The 17,451-nt window shown below is 42.8% G+C and carries 19 protein-coding genes; 15 read left to right on the forward strand and 4 right to left on the reverse strand.

What is annotated here, in order from left to right; translation table 11 throughout:
- Nucleotides 1-180 precede the first annotated feature (180 nt).
- From AACQ81_RS16855 to AACQ81_RS16890, 8 genes are all read left to right on the forward strand, one after another.
- The gene (locus tag AACQ81_RS16855) at nt 181-2,241 is read left to right on the forward strand and encodes a DNA polymerase (protein ID WP_237387995.1); all 2,061 of its coding nucleotides are present in this window, start codon (nt 181-183) and stop codon (nt 2,239-2,241) included.
- 284 nt (nt 2,242-2,525) lie between these two features.
- Nucleotides 2,526-2,738: an ANR family transcriptional regulator gene (locus tag AACQ81_RS16860; RefSeq protein WP_237387996.1), complete on the forward strand. Its 213-nt coding sequence runs from the start codon at nt 2,526-2,528 to the stop codon at nt 2,736-2,738.
- Nucleotides 2,725-3,459 (forward strand): hypothetical protein, encoded by a 735-nt coding sequence (locus AACQ81_RS16865; protein ID WP_336885684.1) that lies wholly within the window; start codon nt 2,725-2,727, stop codon nt 3,457-3,459. Before AACQ81_RS16860 ends, AACQ81_RS16865 begins: the two co-directional genes overlap by 14 nt.
- A 13-nt stretch (nt 3,460-3,472) precedes the next feature.
- Entirely contained in the window at nt 3,473-4,270 is a 798-nt protein-coding gene (locus AACQ81_RS16870; protein ID WP_237387997.1) for a phosphoadenosine phosphosulfate reductase, read from the forward strand.
- Between the two features lie 22 nt (nt 4,271-4,292).
- Nucleotides 4,293-4,445 carry a hypothetical protein gene (locus AACQ81_RS16875; RefSeq protein WP_237387998.1) on the forward strand — a complete coding sequence of 51 codons (153 nt, stop codon included), beginning with the start codon at nt 4,293-4,295 and terminating at the stop codon, nt 4,443-4,445.
- Nucleotides 4,446-4,456: 11 nt separating this feature from the next.
- Complete coding sequence (locus AACQ81_RS16880) at nt 4,457-4,735, forward strand: hypothetical protein (RefSeq protein WP_237387999.1); 279 nt, start codon at nt 4,457-4,459, stop codon at nt 4,733-4,735.
- Nucleotides 4,732-4,917 (forward strand): hypothetical protein, encoded by a 186-nt coding sequence (locus AACQ81_RS16885; RefSeq protein ID WP_237388000.1) that lies wholly within the window; start codon nt 4,732-4,734, stop codon nt 4,915-4,917. The genes AACQ81_RS16880 and AACQ81_RS16885 overlap by 4 nt, the downstream gene beginning before the upstream one ends.
- 9 nt (nt 4,918-4,926) lie before the next feature.
- On the forward strand, nt 4,927-6,309 hold the full coding sequence (locus AACQ81_RS16890; RefSeq protein WP_237388001.1) for an SNF2-related protein: 1,383 nt from the start codon (nt 4,927-4,929) through the stop codon (nt 6,307-6,309).
- A gap of 76 nt (nt 6,310-6,385) precedes the next feature.
- On the opposite strand, the gene AACQ81_RS16895 is transcribed toward AACQ81_RS16890, so the two are convergent.
- Nucleotides 6,386-6,550 (reverse strand): hypothetical protein, encoded by a 165-nt coding sequence (locus tag AACQ81_RS16895; protein WP_336885686.1) that lies wholly within the window; start codon nt 6,548-6,550, stop codon nt 6,386-6,388.
- Here AACQ81_RS16895 and AACQ81_RS16900 point away from each other — a divergent pair.
- The 6 genes from AACQ81_RS16900 (at nt 6,482) to qatD (ending at nt 13,013) form a co-directional block, all read left to right on the forward strand.
- Nucleotides 6,482-6,628, forward strand: coding sequence for a DUF4224 domain-containing protein (locus AACQ81_RS16900; protein ID WP_336885685.1), 147 nt, complete (start codon nt 6,482-6,484; stop codon nt 6,626-6,628). The two genes, AACQ81_RS16895 and AACQ81_RS16900, sit on opposite strands and share 69 nt — an antisense overlap.
- A complete protein-coding gene (locus AACQ81_RS16905) occupies nt 6,628-7,647 on the forward strand; it encodes a tyrosine-type recombinase/integrase (protein ID WP_237388003.1) in 1,020 nt (339 codons plus the stop codon). Before AACQ81_RS16900 ends, AACQ81_RS16905 begins: the two co-directional genes overlap by 1 nt.
- A 775-nt stretch (nt 7,648-8,422) precedes the next feature.
- Nucleotides 8,423-10,192, forward strand: coding sequence for a KAP family P-loop NTPase fold protein (locus AACQ81_RS16910; RefSeq protein WP_237388004.1), 1,770 nt, complete (start codon nt 8,423-8,425; stop codon nt 10,190-10,192).
- 9 nt (nt 10,193-10,201) lie between these two features.
- Nucleotides 10,202-10,948, forward strand: a complete 747-nt coding sequence (locus AACQ81_RS16915; RefSeq protein ID WP_237388005.1) for a hypothetical protein — start codon at nt 10,202-10,204, stop codon at nt 10,946-10,948.
- The gene (gene qatC / locus AACQ81_RS16920; RefSeq protein ID WP_237388006.1) at nt 10,945-12,285 is read left to right on the forward strand and encodes a Qat anti-phage system QueC-like protein QatC; all 1,341 of its coding nucleotides are present in this window, start codon (nt 10,945-10,947) and stop codon (nt 12,283-12,285) included. Before AACQ81_RS16915 ends, qatC begins: the two co-directional genes overlap by 4 nt.
- The gene (gene qatD / locus AACQ81_RS16925; protein WP_237388007.1) at nt 12,282-13,013 is read left to right on the forward strand and encodes a Qat anti-phage system TatD family nuclease QatD; all 732 of its coding nucleotides are present in this window, start codon (nt 12,282-12,284) and stop codon (nt 13,011-13,013) included. Before qatC ends, qatD begins: the two co-directional genes overlap by 4 nt.
- 202 nt (nt 13,014-13,215) lie before the next feature.
- Here the strand turns inward: qatD and AACQ81_RS16930 are convergent, their stop codons facing one another.
- The 3 genes from AACQ81_RS16930 to AACQ81_RS16940 all read right to left on the reverse strand — a co-directional run bounded on the left by AACQ81_RS16930 (nt 13,216) and on the right by AACQ81_RS16940 (nt 15,056).
- On the reverse strand, nt 13,216-13,491 hold the full coding sequence (locus AACQ81_RS16930; RefSeq protein ID WP_237388008.1) for a helix-turn-helix domain-containing protein: 276 nt from the start codon (nt 13,489-13,491) through the stop codon (nt 13,216-13,218).
- Nucleotides 13,492-13,745: 254 nt separating this feature from the next.
- The gene (locus AACQ81_RS16935; protein WP_237388009.1) at nt 13,746-14,621 is read right to left on the reverse strand and encodes an integrase domain-containing protein; all 876 of its coding nucleotides are present in this window, start codon (nt 14,619-14,621) and stop codon (nt 13,746-13,748) included.
- 207 nt (nt 14,622-14,828) lie between these two features.
- Nucleotides 14,829-15,056: a hypothetical protein gene (locus AACQ81_RS16940; RefSeq protein ID WP_237388010.1), complete on the reverse strand. Its 228-nt coding sequence runs from the start codon at nt 15,054-15,056 to the stop codon at nt 14,829-14,831.
- Nucleotides 15,057-15,616: 560 nt separating this feature from the next.
- On the opposite strand from AACQ81_RS16940, the gene tssF reads away from it, so the two are divergent.
- The gene (gene tssF, locus AACQ81_RS16945) at nt 15,617-17,368 is read left to right on the forward strand and encodes a type VI secretion system baseplate subunit TssF (RefSeq protein WP_237388011.1); all 1,752 of its coding nucleotides are present in this window, start codon (nt 15,617-15,619) and stop codon (nt 17,366-17,368) included.
- Nucleotides 17,369-17,451: the final 83 nt, after the last annotated feature.

A 17,451-nucleotide genomic window follows, 5' to 3' on the forward strand; every position in this document is an offset into this window, starting at 1 on the left:
ATGGTCAAGCAATGTGATTGCGGGGCACCAAGCCAAAGAAATAAGCTTAAAAAAGCCAGCTGGTGTGATGATTACCGCGCCCAAGTTTTCTTTGGCTGAATGTTAATCAAAGTATGCTCGTGCCCTGCGTTCGCCGTGAAGCACTTAATAACTTAATCGGGCTACCAACAGGTACGGGTAATGGATAAACTCTGGCTCGATCTCGAAACCTACAGCGAGATACCGATCAAGAATGGTACTCACGCCTACGCCGAACATGCCGAAATTATGCTATTTGCGTGGGCGCTCAACAATAACCCGGTTCAGGTATGGGACATTACCAGCGGTGCCCCCATGCCCGCCGAATTACATACAATTCTACTCGATCCTACCGTTATTCTATTCGCCCATAACAGCCACTTCGACCGTACCGTTTTGCGCCATGATATGCCAACACTGCCTTTGAGTATCTCCCGCTGGCGTGACACGATGGTGCAGGCACTGACGCATGGTTTACCGGGGGGGCTGGGTGCGTTATGTGAGGTATTAGGTATTCCAGCAGATAAGGCCAAAGATAAAGAGGGTAAAGCGCTAATTCAGTTATTTTGTAAGCCTCGCCCTAAAAATTCCGCGCTTCGACGAGCTACCAGCAAAACCCACCCTGAAGAATGGCAGAGATTCGTTGCCTACGCGGGGCTGGATATTGAAGCTATGCGCGAGGTACATAAGCGCCTGCCCAAATGGAATTATCAGGGCAATGAATTGGCATTGTGGCACCGTGACCAGCAAATTAATGATCGCGGTGTGTACATGGATATTGAACTGGCAAAATCCGCCGTTGATGCCGTTGAACAGGAACAAAAACGACTGGCAAAACGTACACAGAAGCTGACCGATGGTGATGTACAGGCAGCGACTCAGCGCGATGCCATGTTACGGCACATCACCATAGCTTTCGGGGTAGAACTGCCCGATATGCAAAAAAGCACACTGGAAAGGCGTATTGCCGATCCTGACTTACCTATTGCGCTACGGGAATTACTGACCATCCGGTTACAGGCCAGTACTACTAGCACCAGTAAATACAAGGCGCTAATGAACGGAATTAGCGCGGACGGTCGGTTACGGGGAACTTTGCAATTTTGCGGTGCATCCCGCACAGGACGTTGGGCGGGACGTCTATTCCAGCCCCAAAATCTCCCTAGGGCTACTCTAAATCAGAATACTATTGATGTAGGTATTGAAGCCCTTAAAGCGGACTGCGCCGATCTATTGTTCGATAACATCATGGAGTTAACCAGTTCCGCCATACGTGGCGTTATCATCGCACCGGAAGGTAAAAAGCTGGTTATTACTGACTTGTCCAATATTGAAGGTCGAATGCTCGCTTGGCTGGCCGGTGAGCACTGGAAACTGAAAGCGTTTAGCGAGTATGACAACGGCATAGGCCCCGACCTCTACAAACTGGCCTATGCACGCGCGTTCAACATCGAGCCGGAGGAAGTGACAAAAGACCAACGGCAAATCGGCAAAGTAATGGAACTGGGCTTAGGGTACGGGGGCGGTGTCGCTGCTTTTGTTACCTTTGCCCTCACCTATGCCCTTGATTTAGATGAACTCGCCGATGCTGCTTTACCTAACATTCCGGCCTCTGTTCAGCGAAATGCTATGCGCTGGTATACGGAATCGGTCAAACAGAAAAACACATATGGACTGAGCGAACGGGTGTTTATTACCTGCGATTCACTCAAAAGGATGTGGCGCCATGCTCATACGGCAACCGTGACGTTCTGGTATGAGCTGGAAGAAGCTGTAAAAAGAGCCATCGCCTCACCCAACACTACCCTTCTTTGCCGTAAGTTACGGGTTCGTCGCGATGGCGCTTGGCTCCGTGTGGTTTTACCGTCAGGGCGTGCTGTTTGTTACCCCTCTCCTCGTGTCAATGATGGGCAGATCAGTTACATGGGTACCAATCCCTACAACCGAAAATGGCAACGGCTCAAAACCTACGGGGGGAAACTGGTCGAAAATATCACGCAAGCTGCGGCCCGTGATGTATTGGCGGGTAATATGCCGCGCATAGAAGAAGCAGGCTATGCCATTGTATTGACGGTGCATGACGAAATTATCAGTGAAGCCCCTGACACCCCTGAATACTCACCTGAACACTTAAGTTCATTGCTCGCAACAAATCCCAACTGGGCACCGGATTTACCTCTGAATGCCGGTGGGTTTGAGGCGTATCGATATAGAAAGGATTAATAATTATGGAACGCTGTAAAAAATGCGATGGCTATTATGGAGAACCGAAGCCCATTGCTATTGATGATAAATGCTGCTTTACCATAACGACCACACGCGATGGACGTTCATACAACAGTCGCACAGTCACTGGGAAATTACTGCTTATTAAACAGGACGGTTATTCAGTCGTCTACCGAAAAAAAGTCTATCACACTGACCATATTTCACATCCTAATGACCCATCGCCACTAGCCTTAGCTTTTTCTGAAAGCTGTAATTACCCTCGTCACTGAGATACCCCTATGTCATTTAAATACCGAGACAGCCCGTTATATTTTCGGACTGCGCGCGAGGCTGCGCAAATTGAACGCGAGGGCGATTATTTACGGGCGTCGAAAGTCTGGAATAAAGCTGCTCGCCATTCCCGCAACGCATTAAATATCGAATGGGCAGAAATTCGCTCCGAATTTTGTTTAAAGCAATACCACAGGGATAAATTAAATGAAAATACGTGAAGACGTGATCGAAAAACATTTAGTCAATGAAGTGAAAAAGGCAGGTGGCATTGCCTATAAATTTGTTTCCCCCGGCCGCCGTTCTGTCCCTGACCGAATTTGTGTATTATCCGGCGGGCGCATAGTTTTTGTTGAATGCAAAGCACCGGGCGAGACACCCCGTCCTGACCAGTTACGGGAGCATGAAAAATTACGCGCGTTAGGCTGTGAGGTTGTGGTTTTGGATAATAAGAATGTAGGGGGATTATTGAATAAACCCATATTAGATATGTGTTGCGGCTCCCGAATGTTTTATTTCGACAAATTCAATCCTGATGTTTTATTTTGTGACATTCGCAGAGAGCAACATATTTTATGTGATGGCAGAAAATTAGATATTAACCCCGATTTAATCGCCGATTTTAGAAACCTGCCATTTGAGAGTGAATCATTTAATGTAGTGGTATTTGACCCACCCCATTTAATTCGTGCAGGAAAGAATGGCTGGCAAAGAAAGAAATATGGCGCACTATCTCCTGATACTTGGCGTGATGATTTAGCACAAGGATTTAAAGAAGCATTCAGGGTATTGCGTACTCAAGGAATTTTAATTTTTAAATGGAACGAAACCCAAATAAAGACCAGCGAGATTTTGAAGCTAATAGATATTAAACCTGTTATTGGTCATCCGTCAGGCAAACGCGGGTATACACACTGGATGACATTTTATAAGAGAGAATAATACAATGATCGCTATGTCATATGGGGGGGGTACGAATTCAGTTGCGTTATTAATTGGGTTATTAGAAATAGGTTTAATGCCGGATTTAATAACATTCGCTGACACCGGTTGCGAAAAACCTCACACCTACGCGTATCTCTCCGTAATAAATAATTGGTTAATTGCAAATGGTGGGCCGCAAATTACCGTTTGTAAAAAAGTATTTCGTCAAGGTAGAACTAAGGCCGATTGGGTATATGAAGAAAAAGATTTGTATACCTATTATCGGGAGCGAAATATGTTACCTACCGTGGCTTATGGTTTTAAAAACTGTAGTCAAAAATTCAAAATCGAACCGCAAGAAAAAGAATGGAATAACCATCCGCTGTGCAAGGCAGCTTGGGCACGAGGTGAAAAAGTCATTATGTTGGTCGGTTACGATTTTGATGAAGAACAAAGGGTATTAAATGCACGTCGCAGTCTGGCTAATGATGCCGTTCTGTCCAAGAAGTTTCAATACGAATACCCGTTGTATGATTGGGGGTGGGACAGAGACACATGCATAGAGGTCATTCAGCGCGCAGGACTCCCCCGACCGGGTAAAAGCTCGTGCTGGTGCTGCCCCTATACGAAAAAACCGGAGCTTTTGCGCCTTCAGCAAGACCATCCTGAATTAGTAGAAAAAGCGTTAGCAATGGAACAGTCCGCCGACCTGAAACAAATAAAAGGGCTAGGCCGACGCTGGAACTGGGGCGAATTCTTACAAAACCCTAATGGCTACGGCATAGACGATATTGACCACGACATGCCGTGCGGTTGTTATGATGGGTAAATTTTAATTGGAGAAAATAGTAATGAACAATCTACGCCGTTTTTATTTATGGCGTTGGGCTTGGTTACAGGTTTGGAATTTCAGCGAATGGAGCGGAATAGGTTTAGGTCGATTCGCTCCGTGGGTATTTCATCAAATGATTGGGTGCAATTTTCCAGTTAAGAAAATCAAATAAGGGAAACATTTATGAACAATAAATATAATGAAGAACCGTCGTTAGCGGTGATTATTAATAAACCTACAGAATATACCGCAGAATTAGAATTAACCGATTTCGTACAGGGTAATAATGATGACGGTAAAGTTATAGCTATCGCATATGGCAGAGTATTTAATGACAGCCGTGAACGTTTTGCAGATGGTGTCGAAATAATCACATCTCTGGTAACTAATGCTGAAACCTACAAAGCCGATGGTTATATAAAAACCCAAAACTCCATTTATAAAATAAGGAAATCAGAATGAAAATAATAATTGAAACACCCGAGGATGTAAATATTAATACTGTATTATATGTAGTTAACGATTTTATAAAAAAAGCCGACAAAGAGCAAAACGGTTTCTATTATGTACAACTCCCAGAAGATGGAATGACAATTAAACTCAAAATGACGAGCGCGGGGAATATTATCGCTCGCGTATGCTAAGGGCATCATATGAAGCCATTCACCCCCCGCCCCTACCAAAACCTGATCATCAATCACGAACTCGATATGTCCCGTTGTAATGTCTGGGCAGGAATGGGTATGGGCAAAAGCGTAGCAACACTCACTACACTCGAATATTTATACATGGCAGGCAGTGAGACACAACCAACACTGGTTTTAGCCCCGTTGCGTGTGGCTCGTTCCACTTGGCCGGACGAGGCGGTTAAATGGGATCATCTGCACAATATCGAAGTTCAGCCCATAGTAGGCAGTGTAAAAGAGCGTATGGACGCGCTCAAAAATACCAACGCCAGTGTCTTTACTACCAACTATGACAACCTCGTCTGGCTGGTCGAAACACTGGGAAATAAATGGCCGTTCGGCACCGTCATTGCCGATGAGAGTACACGGCTAAAATCATTCCGGTTACGTAAAGGAGGTAAACGAGCCGCAGCACTGGCAAAGGTCGCCCATAAACATGTACGCCGTTGGGTCAATCTCACCGGTACACCCTCCCCCAATGGCTTGGTTGATTTGTGGGGGCAAGCGTGGTTTGTTGATCAGGGAGAGCGACTAGGCCGGACGTACAACGCCTTTACTTCGCGCTGGTTTAATAGCATCCGCTTTCCGGGGCAGCAATGGGTGAAATTAGAGCCGTGGCCGTTTGCTCAGGAACAAATGCAGACAGCCTTAAATGATGTGACCATCGCCCTTGATGCTGCGGATTGGTTCGACATTGAAGAGCCTATCCATAACGTTATCTGTGTCGATCTGCCGTCCACGGTTCGCCATCAATATCAGGCGATGGAAAAAGAGATGTTCGTTGAGCTGGGTAGCATCGGCGTGGAAGCGCTGAACGCAGCGGCCAAAACGGTTAAATGTCTGCAAATCGCCAGCGGTGCACTCTATATCGACGAGAACGGCACTTGGCAGGAACTGCATGATGCCAAGTTACAGGCACTCGACAGTATTATTGCTGAAGCTGGCGGAATGCCGGTGCTCGTCGCCTATCACTGGAAGCACGATTTAGAGCGGTTATTGAAAGCGTTTCCCAAAGGCAGACACCTTGATGCTGATCCACAAACCCTGCGCGACTGGAATGCCGGAAAGGTCCCCGTGATGTTCGCCCATCCTGCCAGCGCAGGCCACGGCCTGAACCTACAGGACGGCGGCAACATTCTGGTGTTTTTCTCCCACTGGTGGGACTTAGAGCAGTACCAGCAAATCATTGAACGTATAGGCCCCACCCGACAGACACAAGCCGGGCACGTCCGCCCCGTTTTTGTTCATCACATTATTGCTAATGGCACGATGGATGATCTTGTTATGGAGCGGCGCAATTCTAAGCGCGAAGTTCAGGACATTTTATTAGAGGCTATGAAGAAGAGGTGAATACAGTAACAATCCGCAACCTAATTTATTCGATATCGTTCATGTAACGGTAATGTTCAACCCCTACGGTTAATAACTAATCGAGGTCAATATGGATGCAAAAATCGGCATCATTAGTGACGCAGATATAGCCGAACTCACAGGCTTTAAAATCCCGTCCAAGCAATGTGAAATACTTAAGGAAGCCGGTATATTTTTTATTACCCGTCGGGACGGAAGACCCCGAACTACATGGGATCATTTTAACAATCCCCTATCACAGCGGCTGATAAACTATGCCCCCGTCCCTCAAGAGCCTAACTTCGGAGCATTAGACTAATGGGTAGACAACGCAAGAACCCCGCAGATAATTGGATGCCCCCGCGCGTTCGGCGGGGTCGCTCTGCGTATGAATTCCAAACCTATGACAGCCGGACAGTGCGTTTATGTAATTTTTCTGCGACTCAGGCGGAAGTTTGGGTTGCCTATGAGAAATTGCTCGCTGCTCAGAAAAATGACGAGACGTTAAACGGTCTTATTAAGGCGTTTTTTCTCTCGCCTGATTTCTCAGCGTTAGGCACAGAAACCAAAAAAGACTACCGGAAGTACGCCAATAAGTTATTGCCCGTTTTTGGAAACATGCTGCCTGATAATATTAAACCGCAGCATATTCGCAAATACATGGATAAACGCGGATTAAAAGCCAAGACACAACCTAACAGAGAGAAAAACTTTTTGTCCCGTGTATTTAACTGGGGATATGAACGCGGAATAGTCAGCGGTAACCCCTGTCAGGGTGTACGGCAGTTCAAAGAAATTCCACGAGACAGGTACATTACCGACGATGAGTATAACGCTCTCTATTCTATCTCGCCGCCGGTAGTTCAAATTGCGATGGAATTGGCGTATCTGTGTTGCACGCGACAGGCCGATATTCTGTCACTGACCTACGCGCAGGTATATGAAGAAGGAATTTTTATTAAACAAGGTAAAACAGGGGTTGCACAGATCAAGGCATGGACAGAACGATTAGATAATGTCGTTGTCATGAGTAAAAATGCTTTGCCCCTTGATAAAGGGGTCAGCAGTATTTATGTACTCCATCAACGTAAGGGTTCGCGCTATACCCGAGACGGCTTTAACAGCCGTTGGAGAAAAGCAAAGTTGCTGGCAAAAGAGACTTTTCCGGACTTAGATTTTAATTTCACGTTCCATGATCTGAAAGCAAAAGGCGTCTCCGATCTCGAAGGGCCACTTTCCGAAAAACAACAAATCACCGGGCATAAAAATATTACCCAGACGGCAAGATATGATAGAAAAGTGAATATTGTCCCGGTCGTAGGTGGGCAAAAGAAGTAAACAGGAGGTCAAGAAATATAGTGAAAGGATATAGTGAACGAATAGTGAAACGTGATTTTCATCAAAGAAAAAAGCCACCGTGAAGGTGGCTCTTTCTGACTCTAACTTACTGTTTTAGCAGAAAGTTTTATTTGGTGCCAGGGCGGGACTAGTAAATAAGCATAACTTACTGAATATACTAAATTTATTTTTACGTATTGTTTTTATGCCCCTAATAGTGCCCCCAAACAATTTTACTCCCTGAGTTCACATATCTAACTAATTTTGCGTTTTATTTAATGGCCTAGTTTGTTATTTTTTAGATAAAAATAAATGAATTTTTTGATTAAATTCAAGCTGGGATACGATAACCTTTATTTATCAAGGCATCCAGCCGCCTTCTATGAGCAATTCCTGATAATGATATCCCGTAATATGCTCATAATCTGGCAGTCTTTCGAGACATTATCCATGTTTTTAACCAGATTCAGTAAACCGTGTTGGTATTTGATAATGGAGTTGTTAGTATCAAGCATGAGAGTTATCTCATATTTTGCATAAGGATTAAATACTAAAATAAGAGTAAAGGCAGTAATTCTCAACTTTTCAAGATTCATTGTTGGTGCAGATTGCGACTAATGCGCTTAAGTTACACAATATGCTGCTGTCTTCAGAAAAATATCCTCCAACATGTGAAAATTCAAATGGCAATTAACTTATCTGTTAATTATTCAAAGTGGAAATAACAACATAATATATAATAAACAAAGTAAATCATAACAAAAGGTATGGGAATATGTGGTCGGATATAGAATCGAGTATTGATTATTTAAACTTTGGCGAGGTTTCAAGTTTAGCCGTAGATATATTAAATTCTAGAAATATGCTTCCAGTATCTATAGGTATCTTCGGGAACTGGGGAGCAGGAAAGTCCTCATTACTAAAAATAATTGAAAAACAAATAAATGAAGAAGGTGGCGAGAATATTCTAGTAGTAAATTTTGATGCCTGGCTTTACCAGGGATATGATGATGCAAGAGCTGCGTTATTAGAGGTGATTGCAACAAAGCTAAATGAAGCAGCTCAAGGAAATCAATGTATTTTTGAAAGAACTTTCAATTTATTCAATAGAGTAGATAAAGTCAGAGCATTAGGTTTGACTATAGAAGGCATTGCTTTAGCTCATGGTATTCCGACTGGAGGGATGGTTTCACGCAGTTTAGGTGCAATCAAAAATATAATTAACAACGGTGTTAATGAAGATAGCTATAAAAACGCAGTTGTCGTGGGAAATGAAATTGTAAAAAGCGGATTGATTAAGGATAAGGAAGTATTGACACCACCACAGCAGATAAATTTATTCAGAGAGGAATATAGCGGAATACTGAATGATTTGAATAAAAATCTTATTGTTTTTATCGATAATATTGATCGTTGCTTGCCCAATAATGCAATTCAAACATTAGAAGCAATGAGACTATTTTTGTTTTTGCCTAATACAGCATTCGTCATCGCTGCTGATGAAGATATGATACGAACTTCTGTATCAGAATATTTTAAAGGAACATCTGCAAGACATCATATAGATTACTTAGATAAATTAATACAAATTCCTATTAGAGTGCCTAGAACTGGGCTTTTGGAAATAAGGTCGTATCTCTTTCTGCTTCATGCGGTTAATGCAGGGATAGATGATAACTTGGTTGAAGATCTTAGGATTGCTTTGGAGCAGTCACTTCAAGAATCATGGCATGAGGATCCAATGAAGAAGGAAGATGCACTCAAAATTTTAAAGGGAGAAAACAATCTAGAATTAGCCAGAACATATGATCAAGTTGATAGAATTGCACCTATATTTGCAACATCACCAATAATACATGGTAATCCTAGGATCGTCAAAAGACTACTCAATATAGTTAAAATGAGATCTAATATAGCTAAGAGAAGAAAGATATCATTGGATGAAAATGTTATTACAAAGTTAGTGATATTCGAAAGATGTGCAGGTGAAGAAGCAGCTAATGCATTGTATTCTATGATAGACACCAATAAAAACTTTAAAAAAATATTTGATGATTTAGAAAATAAGAGCTTAGAAGAACTTCCTAACACAGTTCCTGCTGCATGGAAAAAAGACGAAACTACAAGTGAGTTTATTTTAAATTGGTTAGAACTCGAACCGAAGTTAAGTGATAAAGATTTGCGTGCTGCAGTATATTTATCCCGCGAAACAATGCCTGCAGGACATTATGTTATCGGTCTATCACCAAAAGCAAGAGACGCATTAAGCGTATTAATTTCGACAAAGAGAAAAAGTTCTCAAGCAGCAATAAAAGTATTAAAGGATATATCGAAGGATGAATTCATACCTGTTATGGAAGGATTGATCGAGCATCTTCGAAGTATGACTGAGTGGAGTAATCAACCTAATGGTTTTGCTGGAGCGGTTTTGGTGGCAGATAATAATATCGAAGCAGCAAAAATTCTTAAAAGATTTATAAGCGGTATCAATGTACAACCATATTGGATGAATGCACTTATCAAAGATAAAACATGGTATAAATAAGGAGACATAATGGGAACATCGCAGTCAAGTAAAGGACCAAAAAATGGCAAAGGGCTTGTTCCACCTTGGGCAGATCAAAACCAAAATGGCGAAAACAAAAATTTAGGCGGATTTAGAACACTATTTGGTAGGTTCGCCAAAAATAGAGATAGTGCTGCTCTAAAAGGTGCTCTTGGCCGTTATTCAAGACAAGTAACAGGGGGCGCAGAATCGGCTAATGCGCGTCTTGGTAATATTGTTGGAGCTGGTGGTGGATTATTTGAATTATTAAATAGTGGCGTTGTAAATGATTCAAAGAACAATCCAATAATCGATCTTAATAGTCTTAATGGGCTTTCGTGCGATGCTGCTATAGCAAAAATAGCACATGCTCTTTCAGAGGGAACTGAAGATGCAGATAAAATACAGATAGCAATGAACGATGCATTGGTCGAAGCTTTGGATGGCAAAGCTACATTCGATCCGATGGATATTACAGACGACGTACTTATTGAAACAATGATTTGCTATTTAGCAGATAGTATTTTTATCCAAATTACTATGGATGCGGGAAAAGCGTGGAATAATGCTCAGTCAGCAAAAGCACTGCAAAAAGCGGAAAATGATTTACACGAATTAATAAGTGCAACAGTCGATAATTACATGGAGCCAAAATTAAATAAAAACATAAAATCTTTTTCAAAAGAAAATATTATTGAAATTCAAAAAAATGTTATTACTGAAGTTTGGGATGAATGGGAAGGTTATCAAGAATGAATATTTATATAGATCATGATTATAGTCGATTGCCACCATCTGATGAAAATACTGTTTCGGTTCAGATTTATTCTCGTGATGGTGTGACTTTAAAAAATGGAATAAAACCCAGAGATGATATAGCAACAATAGGAAAACCTGTTTATGACTCAATGAAAAGATTGGGAGTAAAAATATCTGATGAAATTATGGATTTCTTAACAATATCACTTGCAGTAACGGCAGCAGATACTTTTATAGTTCGAGATGATTGTTTTGATGGTTGGACTAGAAATATAAATCTATCTGTTCGTGTTATAAATCCAATTTTATGGATTAAAAACAAAGAATTACTAGAAAAATCCTTGCAGTTTTTGAGTGGAGATATTTGGAATTTCGATTTTAAAAGTGATGGACAAAAGCCACCTATGCCATTTGAGGCGGTTAATGGGCGCAGGTTAATAAATTTAAAAGGATTAGATTGCATTTCGTTATTTTCGGGAGGGTTGGATAGCGCAATTGGCGTGATTGATCTTTTAGCATCAGGTAAGAAGCCATTGTTAATAAGTCATTCATATAAAGGGGATAAAAAAAAGCAAGATCAAATAGCAATTGGTATTAAAGGAAAAGGGAAATTTTCAAGATTTTCCTCAAGCGCAAACCCTATCGGAAGAGGAATGCCTAGAGATATTACTATGAGAACGCGTAGCCTGAATTTCTTAGCATTTGCGGCGGTAGGAGCTGATGCAGTAATGAAGGTTAATCATAATGTTAATATGCCAATATATATTCCTGAAAATGGCTTTATCTCTTTGAATGCACCATTGACAAATCGTAGAATTGGTTCATTGAGTACAAGAACTACACATCCATATTTTATAAAAATGATACAAGAAATCTTCAATAATATTGGCTTTAATATGAAATTGCTCAACCCTTATCAATTCAAAACAAAAGGGCAAATGGTTAATGAATGCAAAGATTCGACAACATTACATAAAATTGTTGATTCCACAGTTTCGTGTAGTCACTGGAAAAGAAAACACCAACAGTGTGGATATTGTGTTCCTTGTATGATAAGGCGAGCTTCTTTGTTAAAAGGGAATGTGAATGAAGCGATTTTATATCATCATGGTTTATATCCTACCTTACGAGATTTCGTAAAAAACAAACAAGATGGCCGTGATGATGTGATTTCAATTTTGATGGCTATAGAAAATTCTAAAAAGAAAAATTTAAAAGCATGGGTTTTAAAATCAGGTAGACTAAAGAGCAATGATATTGATAAATATGAGAAAGTATTTTCTGATGGATTGAAAGAAGTCGAAGATTTCTTGAAAAAGGAACGGATAATTTGAAGCTTGATATGCATTGTCATTTGGATCTATACAACGATCCAAAAAGTATTATTAGTGAATGCAATAAGAAAGGGCTTTATGTCCTTTCTATCACAACAACACCAAAAGCTTATATTGGCAGTAATAGACTTGTTGCTGGTTTTAAAAGAATTAAAACTGCATTGGGTCTTCACCCTGAATTAGCTCATTTAAGATATGATGAGTTAGGAATTTTTGATATATTGCTGCCTCAAGTAAGATATGTTGGTGAAATTGGTCTTGATGGAGGTAGTGATTATAAAAAGCATGCAGGCATCCAGCTAAACGTATTTAGGCACATATTAAAAAAAGTGCATAGCCAGGGGGGCAGAATTATGTCAATACATTCAAGAGGAAGTGCTGAAAAAGTTGTAGATGAATTGAAATGTATTGATGGTATTCCTATATTTCATTGGTTTACAGGAACAAAAGAAGAACTTAAGAAAGCTATTGATATAGGTGCTTGGTTTTCAGTTGGGCCAGCAATGTTGAGTTCAAAAAAAGGGAGAAATATAATTGAATTAATTCCAAATGATAGAATATTAACTGAAACAGATGGGCCTTTTGCAACCTTTTACGGAAAACATCTATTACCTTGGGACGTGGATAAAGCGATTGTTGGCATTTCTAAAATATGGAATTGTGAACCTGAATTTGTTGAAAACAAAATAGAAGAAAATTTTAGAAAAATCCTTCACTTTGGTAATTAATAATATTAATCCAGCGGCAAGATCATCACTTGCAATCTCATTGTGATGATCTTAGATTGAGTCATTTAACCAAGAGCAGGTATAGTGAAACGATAAAGCCCCCTCTGTAATCACACTAAGATAAATTAGGATGCCATTCCACACTCAGGGCTTCATATTAAAAATTATCATTTTCACGAAGTCGATCACAAATTAAAGTCGGTTATTCCTGTGGCTTAGAACGGGCTTTCCTTTCTAATAATTCTCCAGTATAAGAATCAAAATACCGGCTAGGCCAGATTTCTGAAGGATGTATGCCAAGATAATTTGCAATAATCCATTCACCTTTCGGCCAAGGTCTGCTGAATGCGTTTGCTAATGTTGATGAACTGAGTCCAGCTTCACGAGAAACCGCTGCTAAGGTTGTTCCACGTTTACGTAATGCAGCAATAATATCGGCCTGATGCCAGTCATTTTTTTGAACATAGTTGTTATTCATTCCTGCTACCCCTTCCATTAATTAATATTGATGGTGGCGATTCAGACAGGGTTCGCAGTACCGGTGGTGTCCAACCGGCGAGGCCGAAGCCTCCCCCGCCTGAATCACCATTGAAAAGGTGATAGCAGACGCACTGGTAGAAACATCCTACCAGTGGGACACCATATTTCGAGGCTGCGAAACCTCACCACTAGATTTTGCTAGTGGCGGGAATACTTTAACTGATTGTTTTATCTAACTCAATAACTGAACTGCTAAGTTGAACGACTATAAACCCGTTCAATATAACGCCCGCGACCATCTCCGTGTCCCAAATCCATTGAAACCAATGCTCTTGCCTCCTGACGACTAAATCCATTTTGTTGGTAAAACACCAGTGCATCCTGCGCCCACGCATAACGCAAACTGTGGGGAGAGTGGCAGCCCTTTAACCCAATCCTTGTGGTATGTGTCCGCCAGTAGTTCATGGCCTGTCTGAGATCCGGCTTATCGATCAACTTGCCGCCGCGTTGCTCCGCAACAGCAATGGCCTGTTCTATAGCCTCTTTCACCGCCGCGACATCCAATACACGAGTTTGCCTTGGTCGGCCGCCTTTTGTACTGAAAACAACATGCAATTTTGGCTCTGGTTGCTCCAATTGCTTTCGCCAGCTTTTCAATGAAGCTCTACACTGCACCGCTTCCTGAGAACGCAGCCCCATCAAACGGGCAAGTTTCAGTGTGGCTGCAAATCCGGCGTCCCGTTCAAGGGCTTTCTGATAAACAACCTGAAACGTGGCATCAGGGATCGCCTGCTTTGTTCCCTCACGACTGGCTCCACTTAATCCCAATGCCTGATTACTCAAACGTGAAGAAGTTTCCAGTTTCTCCCTACCTGCCATGCGGAAAATATTGCGCAGCGCGGACATTTCATTTTGCATAGTTCGCTTGGCAACACCCTGCGATAAACGGACATCAACATAATGCTCTACGTGCTTGGTTTTTAAATGGCTGAGGCTTTTAACCTGAATATTCAGACTCAATAACAACGCGCCTAAACGACCCGCAATCCGAATGCGGTCATGGCAGGTTTTATGGCTGCCACCACCTTGACGAGCAAAAAACTTTAATTCCTTAATCAATCGACTCATCGGCTTCTCCTTACTTAACCTTTCAACATGCGATCTCTGGCGCGCGACAGTACGGACAAAGCAGGAAATTCCAACTTTGCCCCTGACGAATATCTGTGCGCCAGAGTGAACGCGTGTTGAGGTATTGCGGGGTATCGGTTGAGTACGCGGTACTGCCGCCTGTATTAACAGGTCATCCCCACCGGCTAAAAGCCAGCCTCGATATCGTCAGGTTCTCCTTTTGATGATTTTCCAATCTATAAAATGCAGTGTCAGATTCACTGTGTGGTTAAGCAGGCGTGATCCTGTCATTGTCAGGTTATCCTTTTGCTGCGGCGTCACTTTCAGCGATAAACCGGCAAAAAGTGACGCCTTAAGTCCGCAAACAGTCAGCAACAATCGTGCGAACGTTGAAATGCCAACAGGCACAGCAAACGCCGCAAAGTGAAGTGTCAAACAGCAGTCATGGGTTAATTATTTGGATGCAGAAAAGTTATCTGCTGAATATTTCAAACAGAGATCGTAGAAGTATGAATGTGGTGTGTAAGAATAATTTTGTGGTCTGACATGAAGTGCATGATTCAATGTTCAATGCGCTTAGTTGACAGCATAAAAACACCCTTCTGGAGTATTTTTAGTTTAAAAAACCTTCATCGTTAGACAAGGGGTTTATGTCTGACAATATCTGCTTCCAAAGGTGCGCAGACGTACCGCAATACTTGCTCTCCCTTTCAGGCTACGGGAGTTTTATTTCGCCACCCTAAGGCGATCCTGACAGGCGATGGATCATTGTTGTAGAAAAAGATATTAACGGTTAGGCATAGAGGAGTCAAACCGTTGACCGAGCCTACCATCCTTATTTTTGCCTGAATTCTCGCTCATACTCTGCTAATTTCTCCATATTCCGCCAAAATCAGGTGAAAATTCCATCTAATTAGTTAATTAATTTTATTGATGTATGTGTACAATAAGTTAACCTGGCAGATAAAAAAATCTAACATAAAAAAGTAAAAAGAATGATAAACAACAAGGAATCGCTGTATCTACAAGAGCGTGCTTACCTGCGGGAGCTGGCTCAGCGCGTGGCAAAAGAATCACCCCATTTAACGGACTTTCTGGCAACAGCTCATGATCCCGATATTCAACGCCTTTTCGAAGCATTTTCTCTGCTGATTTCCCGCTTACGGGATAAGCTGGAGGATGATTTCCCCGAAATTACCCACGGTATTTTATCCCGTATCTGGCCGTTAGTGCTGTGCCCTGTTCCGCCGGCCACAGTCATGCAATTTTTTCCCACTGATGCCGAACATCAGGGCGCGGCGGATATTCCCAGAAACACCGCTGTTTCTGCGCAGGCGGAGGAGCAATTACTCACGTTCAAAACCTGCCGCCCGCTGCATATTGAGCCTTTAGTGGTGCGGGATCGCACGGTGAAAAAAACCGGCACGCACAGTGAAATTATCCTGACCCTGTGCCAGACGGGAAGTACTTCTTCGGTCTGGAACTGCGGATCGCTCTCTTTTTTCCTTGGCACGGATACTGAACAAGCAGCACAGCTCAGCCTGTGGCTTGACCAGCATCTCTGTGAGATGAGTGTCAGCGCACAGGGCGAGCAACGTAAACTGAACTGTTTTCCTTATGGCTGGCATGACCTGCTGGATAAGCCCATCCTGCCAATGAAAAAGGGCACTTATACCGGCCTGCAAGCGCTGATTGAATATTATGCACTGCCGCACCTGTATAATTTTGTCACGCTGGATATCAGCCGTGATTGCAAGGAAATTTCGCTCAATGCAGACGGGACTTTTGAACTGATTTTTCGTTTTGAAGGCGAACTGCCGCTGGATGATGTCGAAGATGCTTTTATGCTGGGCTGTGTGCCGGCCATTCATCTGGAAAAACGGCTCAGCCCGCCTGTCCTACTGGATGCCGAAAACCACTGTTATCCCTTGCCGCTGGGCGATTCGATGAAATTGTTCCGGCTGCATGACGTCCAGGTGGTGCAACAGCCTGATGATGATGAGCTACGGGGCACGCCTTACCACTATCTGCCAATAGCGCAATTTACGCCCGCAGCGGAACTGTTGGCCGGGGAAGAGCAGGATTATTTCTACTACCAGCTCCGCACCGAGCGTGATTTGCTGGATCGCACTCAACACCGGTTGCATTTTTTTGACCTGACAGGCAAACCGGCTCGCAACCTGCCTGAACTCGCGATCGCCTGCGATTTTACAGGCTATCATGAACCCGCCATGGCACTGGCGCAAGGCAGCATCAGTGTGATGCAGGAGGGTTCACCTTCGCATCTCAGTGTGCACAATATTATGCCAGTCACTCCCAATTCCCCGCCGAAGTTGCAGGATAATTCCGGCTGGCCACTGCTTTCCTGCCTCGCCAGCCCGCCGGTTTTGCTGTTTACCACCAAAGGGATGCAGCACTTCCTCCGTCTGTTTAACTATTATGCCGAATTTAACCGCCCCCTGAGCCGCCATATTCAGCGGCATATCGACGGCATTATGCAGGTGGAGGAAAACCTGATTGACCGGATGAAACTGGGCAATCCCATTCGGGGACATTTGTTGTCACTGACCCTGAACCCTGATTGTTACGCTAATCCGGGGGAGATGTACCGCTTCTGCCGCTTAATCCATGAGGCGATGGCTTGTTTTGTCAGTCAGTCCACCTTCGTCAAACTGGATGTATCTACCCCATACCAAAAAAATCTGTGGGAATTCAAAGAAGTCTATGGGGCACGCATGGAGATGTAATTGTTCAACCATCATGACAAGGAGCAAAATAGGATGAATATCATGAACGGGCTGACGGCGGCCAAAAGCGGATTACGCTTTAC

Source organism: Xenorhabdus sp. Sc-CR9 (assembly GCF_963897815.1).
GTDB lineage: Bacteria > Pseudomonadota > Gammaproteobacteria > Enterobacterales > Enterobacteriaceae > Xenorhabdus.

Bases quoted from the DNA above. Each gene is read 5' to 3' on its own strand.
- AACQ81_RS16855 (WP_237387995.1), top strand. From the start codon at position 181: ATGGATAAACTCTGGCTCGATCTCGAAACCTACAGCGAGATACCGATC.
- AACQ81_RS16860 (WP_237387996.1), top strand. From the start codon at position 2,526: ATGTCATTTAAATACCGAGACAGCCCGTTATATTTTCGGACTGCGCGC.
- AACQ81_RS16865 (WP_336885684.1), top strand. From the start codon at position 2,725: ATGAAAATACGTGAAGACGTGATCGAAAAACATTTAGTCAATGAAGTG.
- AACQ81_RS16870 (WP_237387997.1), top strand. From the start codon at position 3,473: ATGTCATATGGGGGGGGTACGAATTCAGTTGCGTTATTAATTGGGTTA.
- AACQ81_RS16875 (WP_237387998.1), top strand. From the start codon at position 4,293: ATGAACAATCTACGCCGTTTTTATTTATGGCGTTGGGCTTGGTTACAG.
- AACQ81_RS16880 (WP_237387999.1), top strand. From the start codon at position 4,457: ATGAACAATAAATATAATGAAGAACCGTCGTTAGCGGTGATTATTAAT.
- AACQ81_RS16885 (WP_237388000.1), top strand. From the start codon at position 4,732: ATGAAAATAATAATTGAAACACCCGAGGATGTAAATATTAATACTGTA.
- AACQ81_RS16890 (WP_237388001.1), top strand. From the start codon at position 4,927: ATGAAGCCATTCACCCCCCGCCCCTACCAAAACCTGATCATCAATCAC.
- AACQ81_RS16895 (WP_336885686.1), bottom strand. From the start codon at position 6,550: ATGATCCCATGTAGTTCGGGGTCTTCCGTCCCGACGGGTAATAAAAAA.
- AACQ81_RS16905 (WP_237388003.1), top strand. From the start codon at position 6,628: ATGGGTAGACAACGCAAGAACCCCGCAGATAATTGGATGCCCCCGCGC.
- AACQ81_RS16910 (WP_237388004.1), top strand. From the start codon at position 8,423: ATGTGGTCGGATATAGAATCGAGTATTGATTATTTAAACTTTGGCGAG.
- AACQ81_RS16915 (WP_237388005.1), top strand. From the start codon at position 10,202: ATGGGAACATCGCAGTCAAGTAAAGGACCAAAAAATGGCAAAGGGCTT.
- qatC (WP_237388006.1), top strand. From the start codon at position 10,945: ATGAATATTTATATAGATCATGATTATAGTCGATTGCCACCATCTGAT.
- AACQ81_RS16930 (WP_237388008.1), bottom strand. From the start codon at position 13,491: ATGAATAACAACTATGTTCAAAAAAATGACTGGCATCAGGCCGATATT.
- AACQ81_RS16935 (WP_237388009.1), bottom strand. From the start codon at position 14,621: ATGAGTCGATTGATTAAGGAATTAAAGTTTTTTGCTCGTCAAGGTGGT.
- tssF (WP_237388011.1), top strand. From the start codon at position 15,617: ATGATAAACAACAAGGAATCGCTGTATCTACAAGAGCGTGCTTACCTG.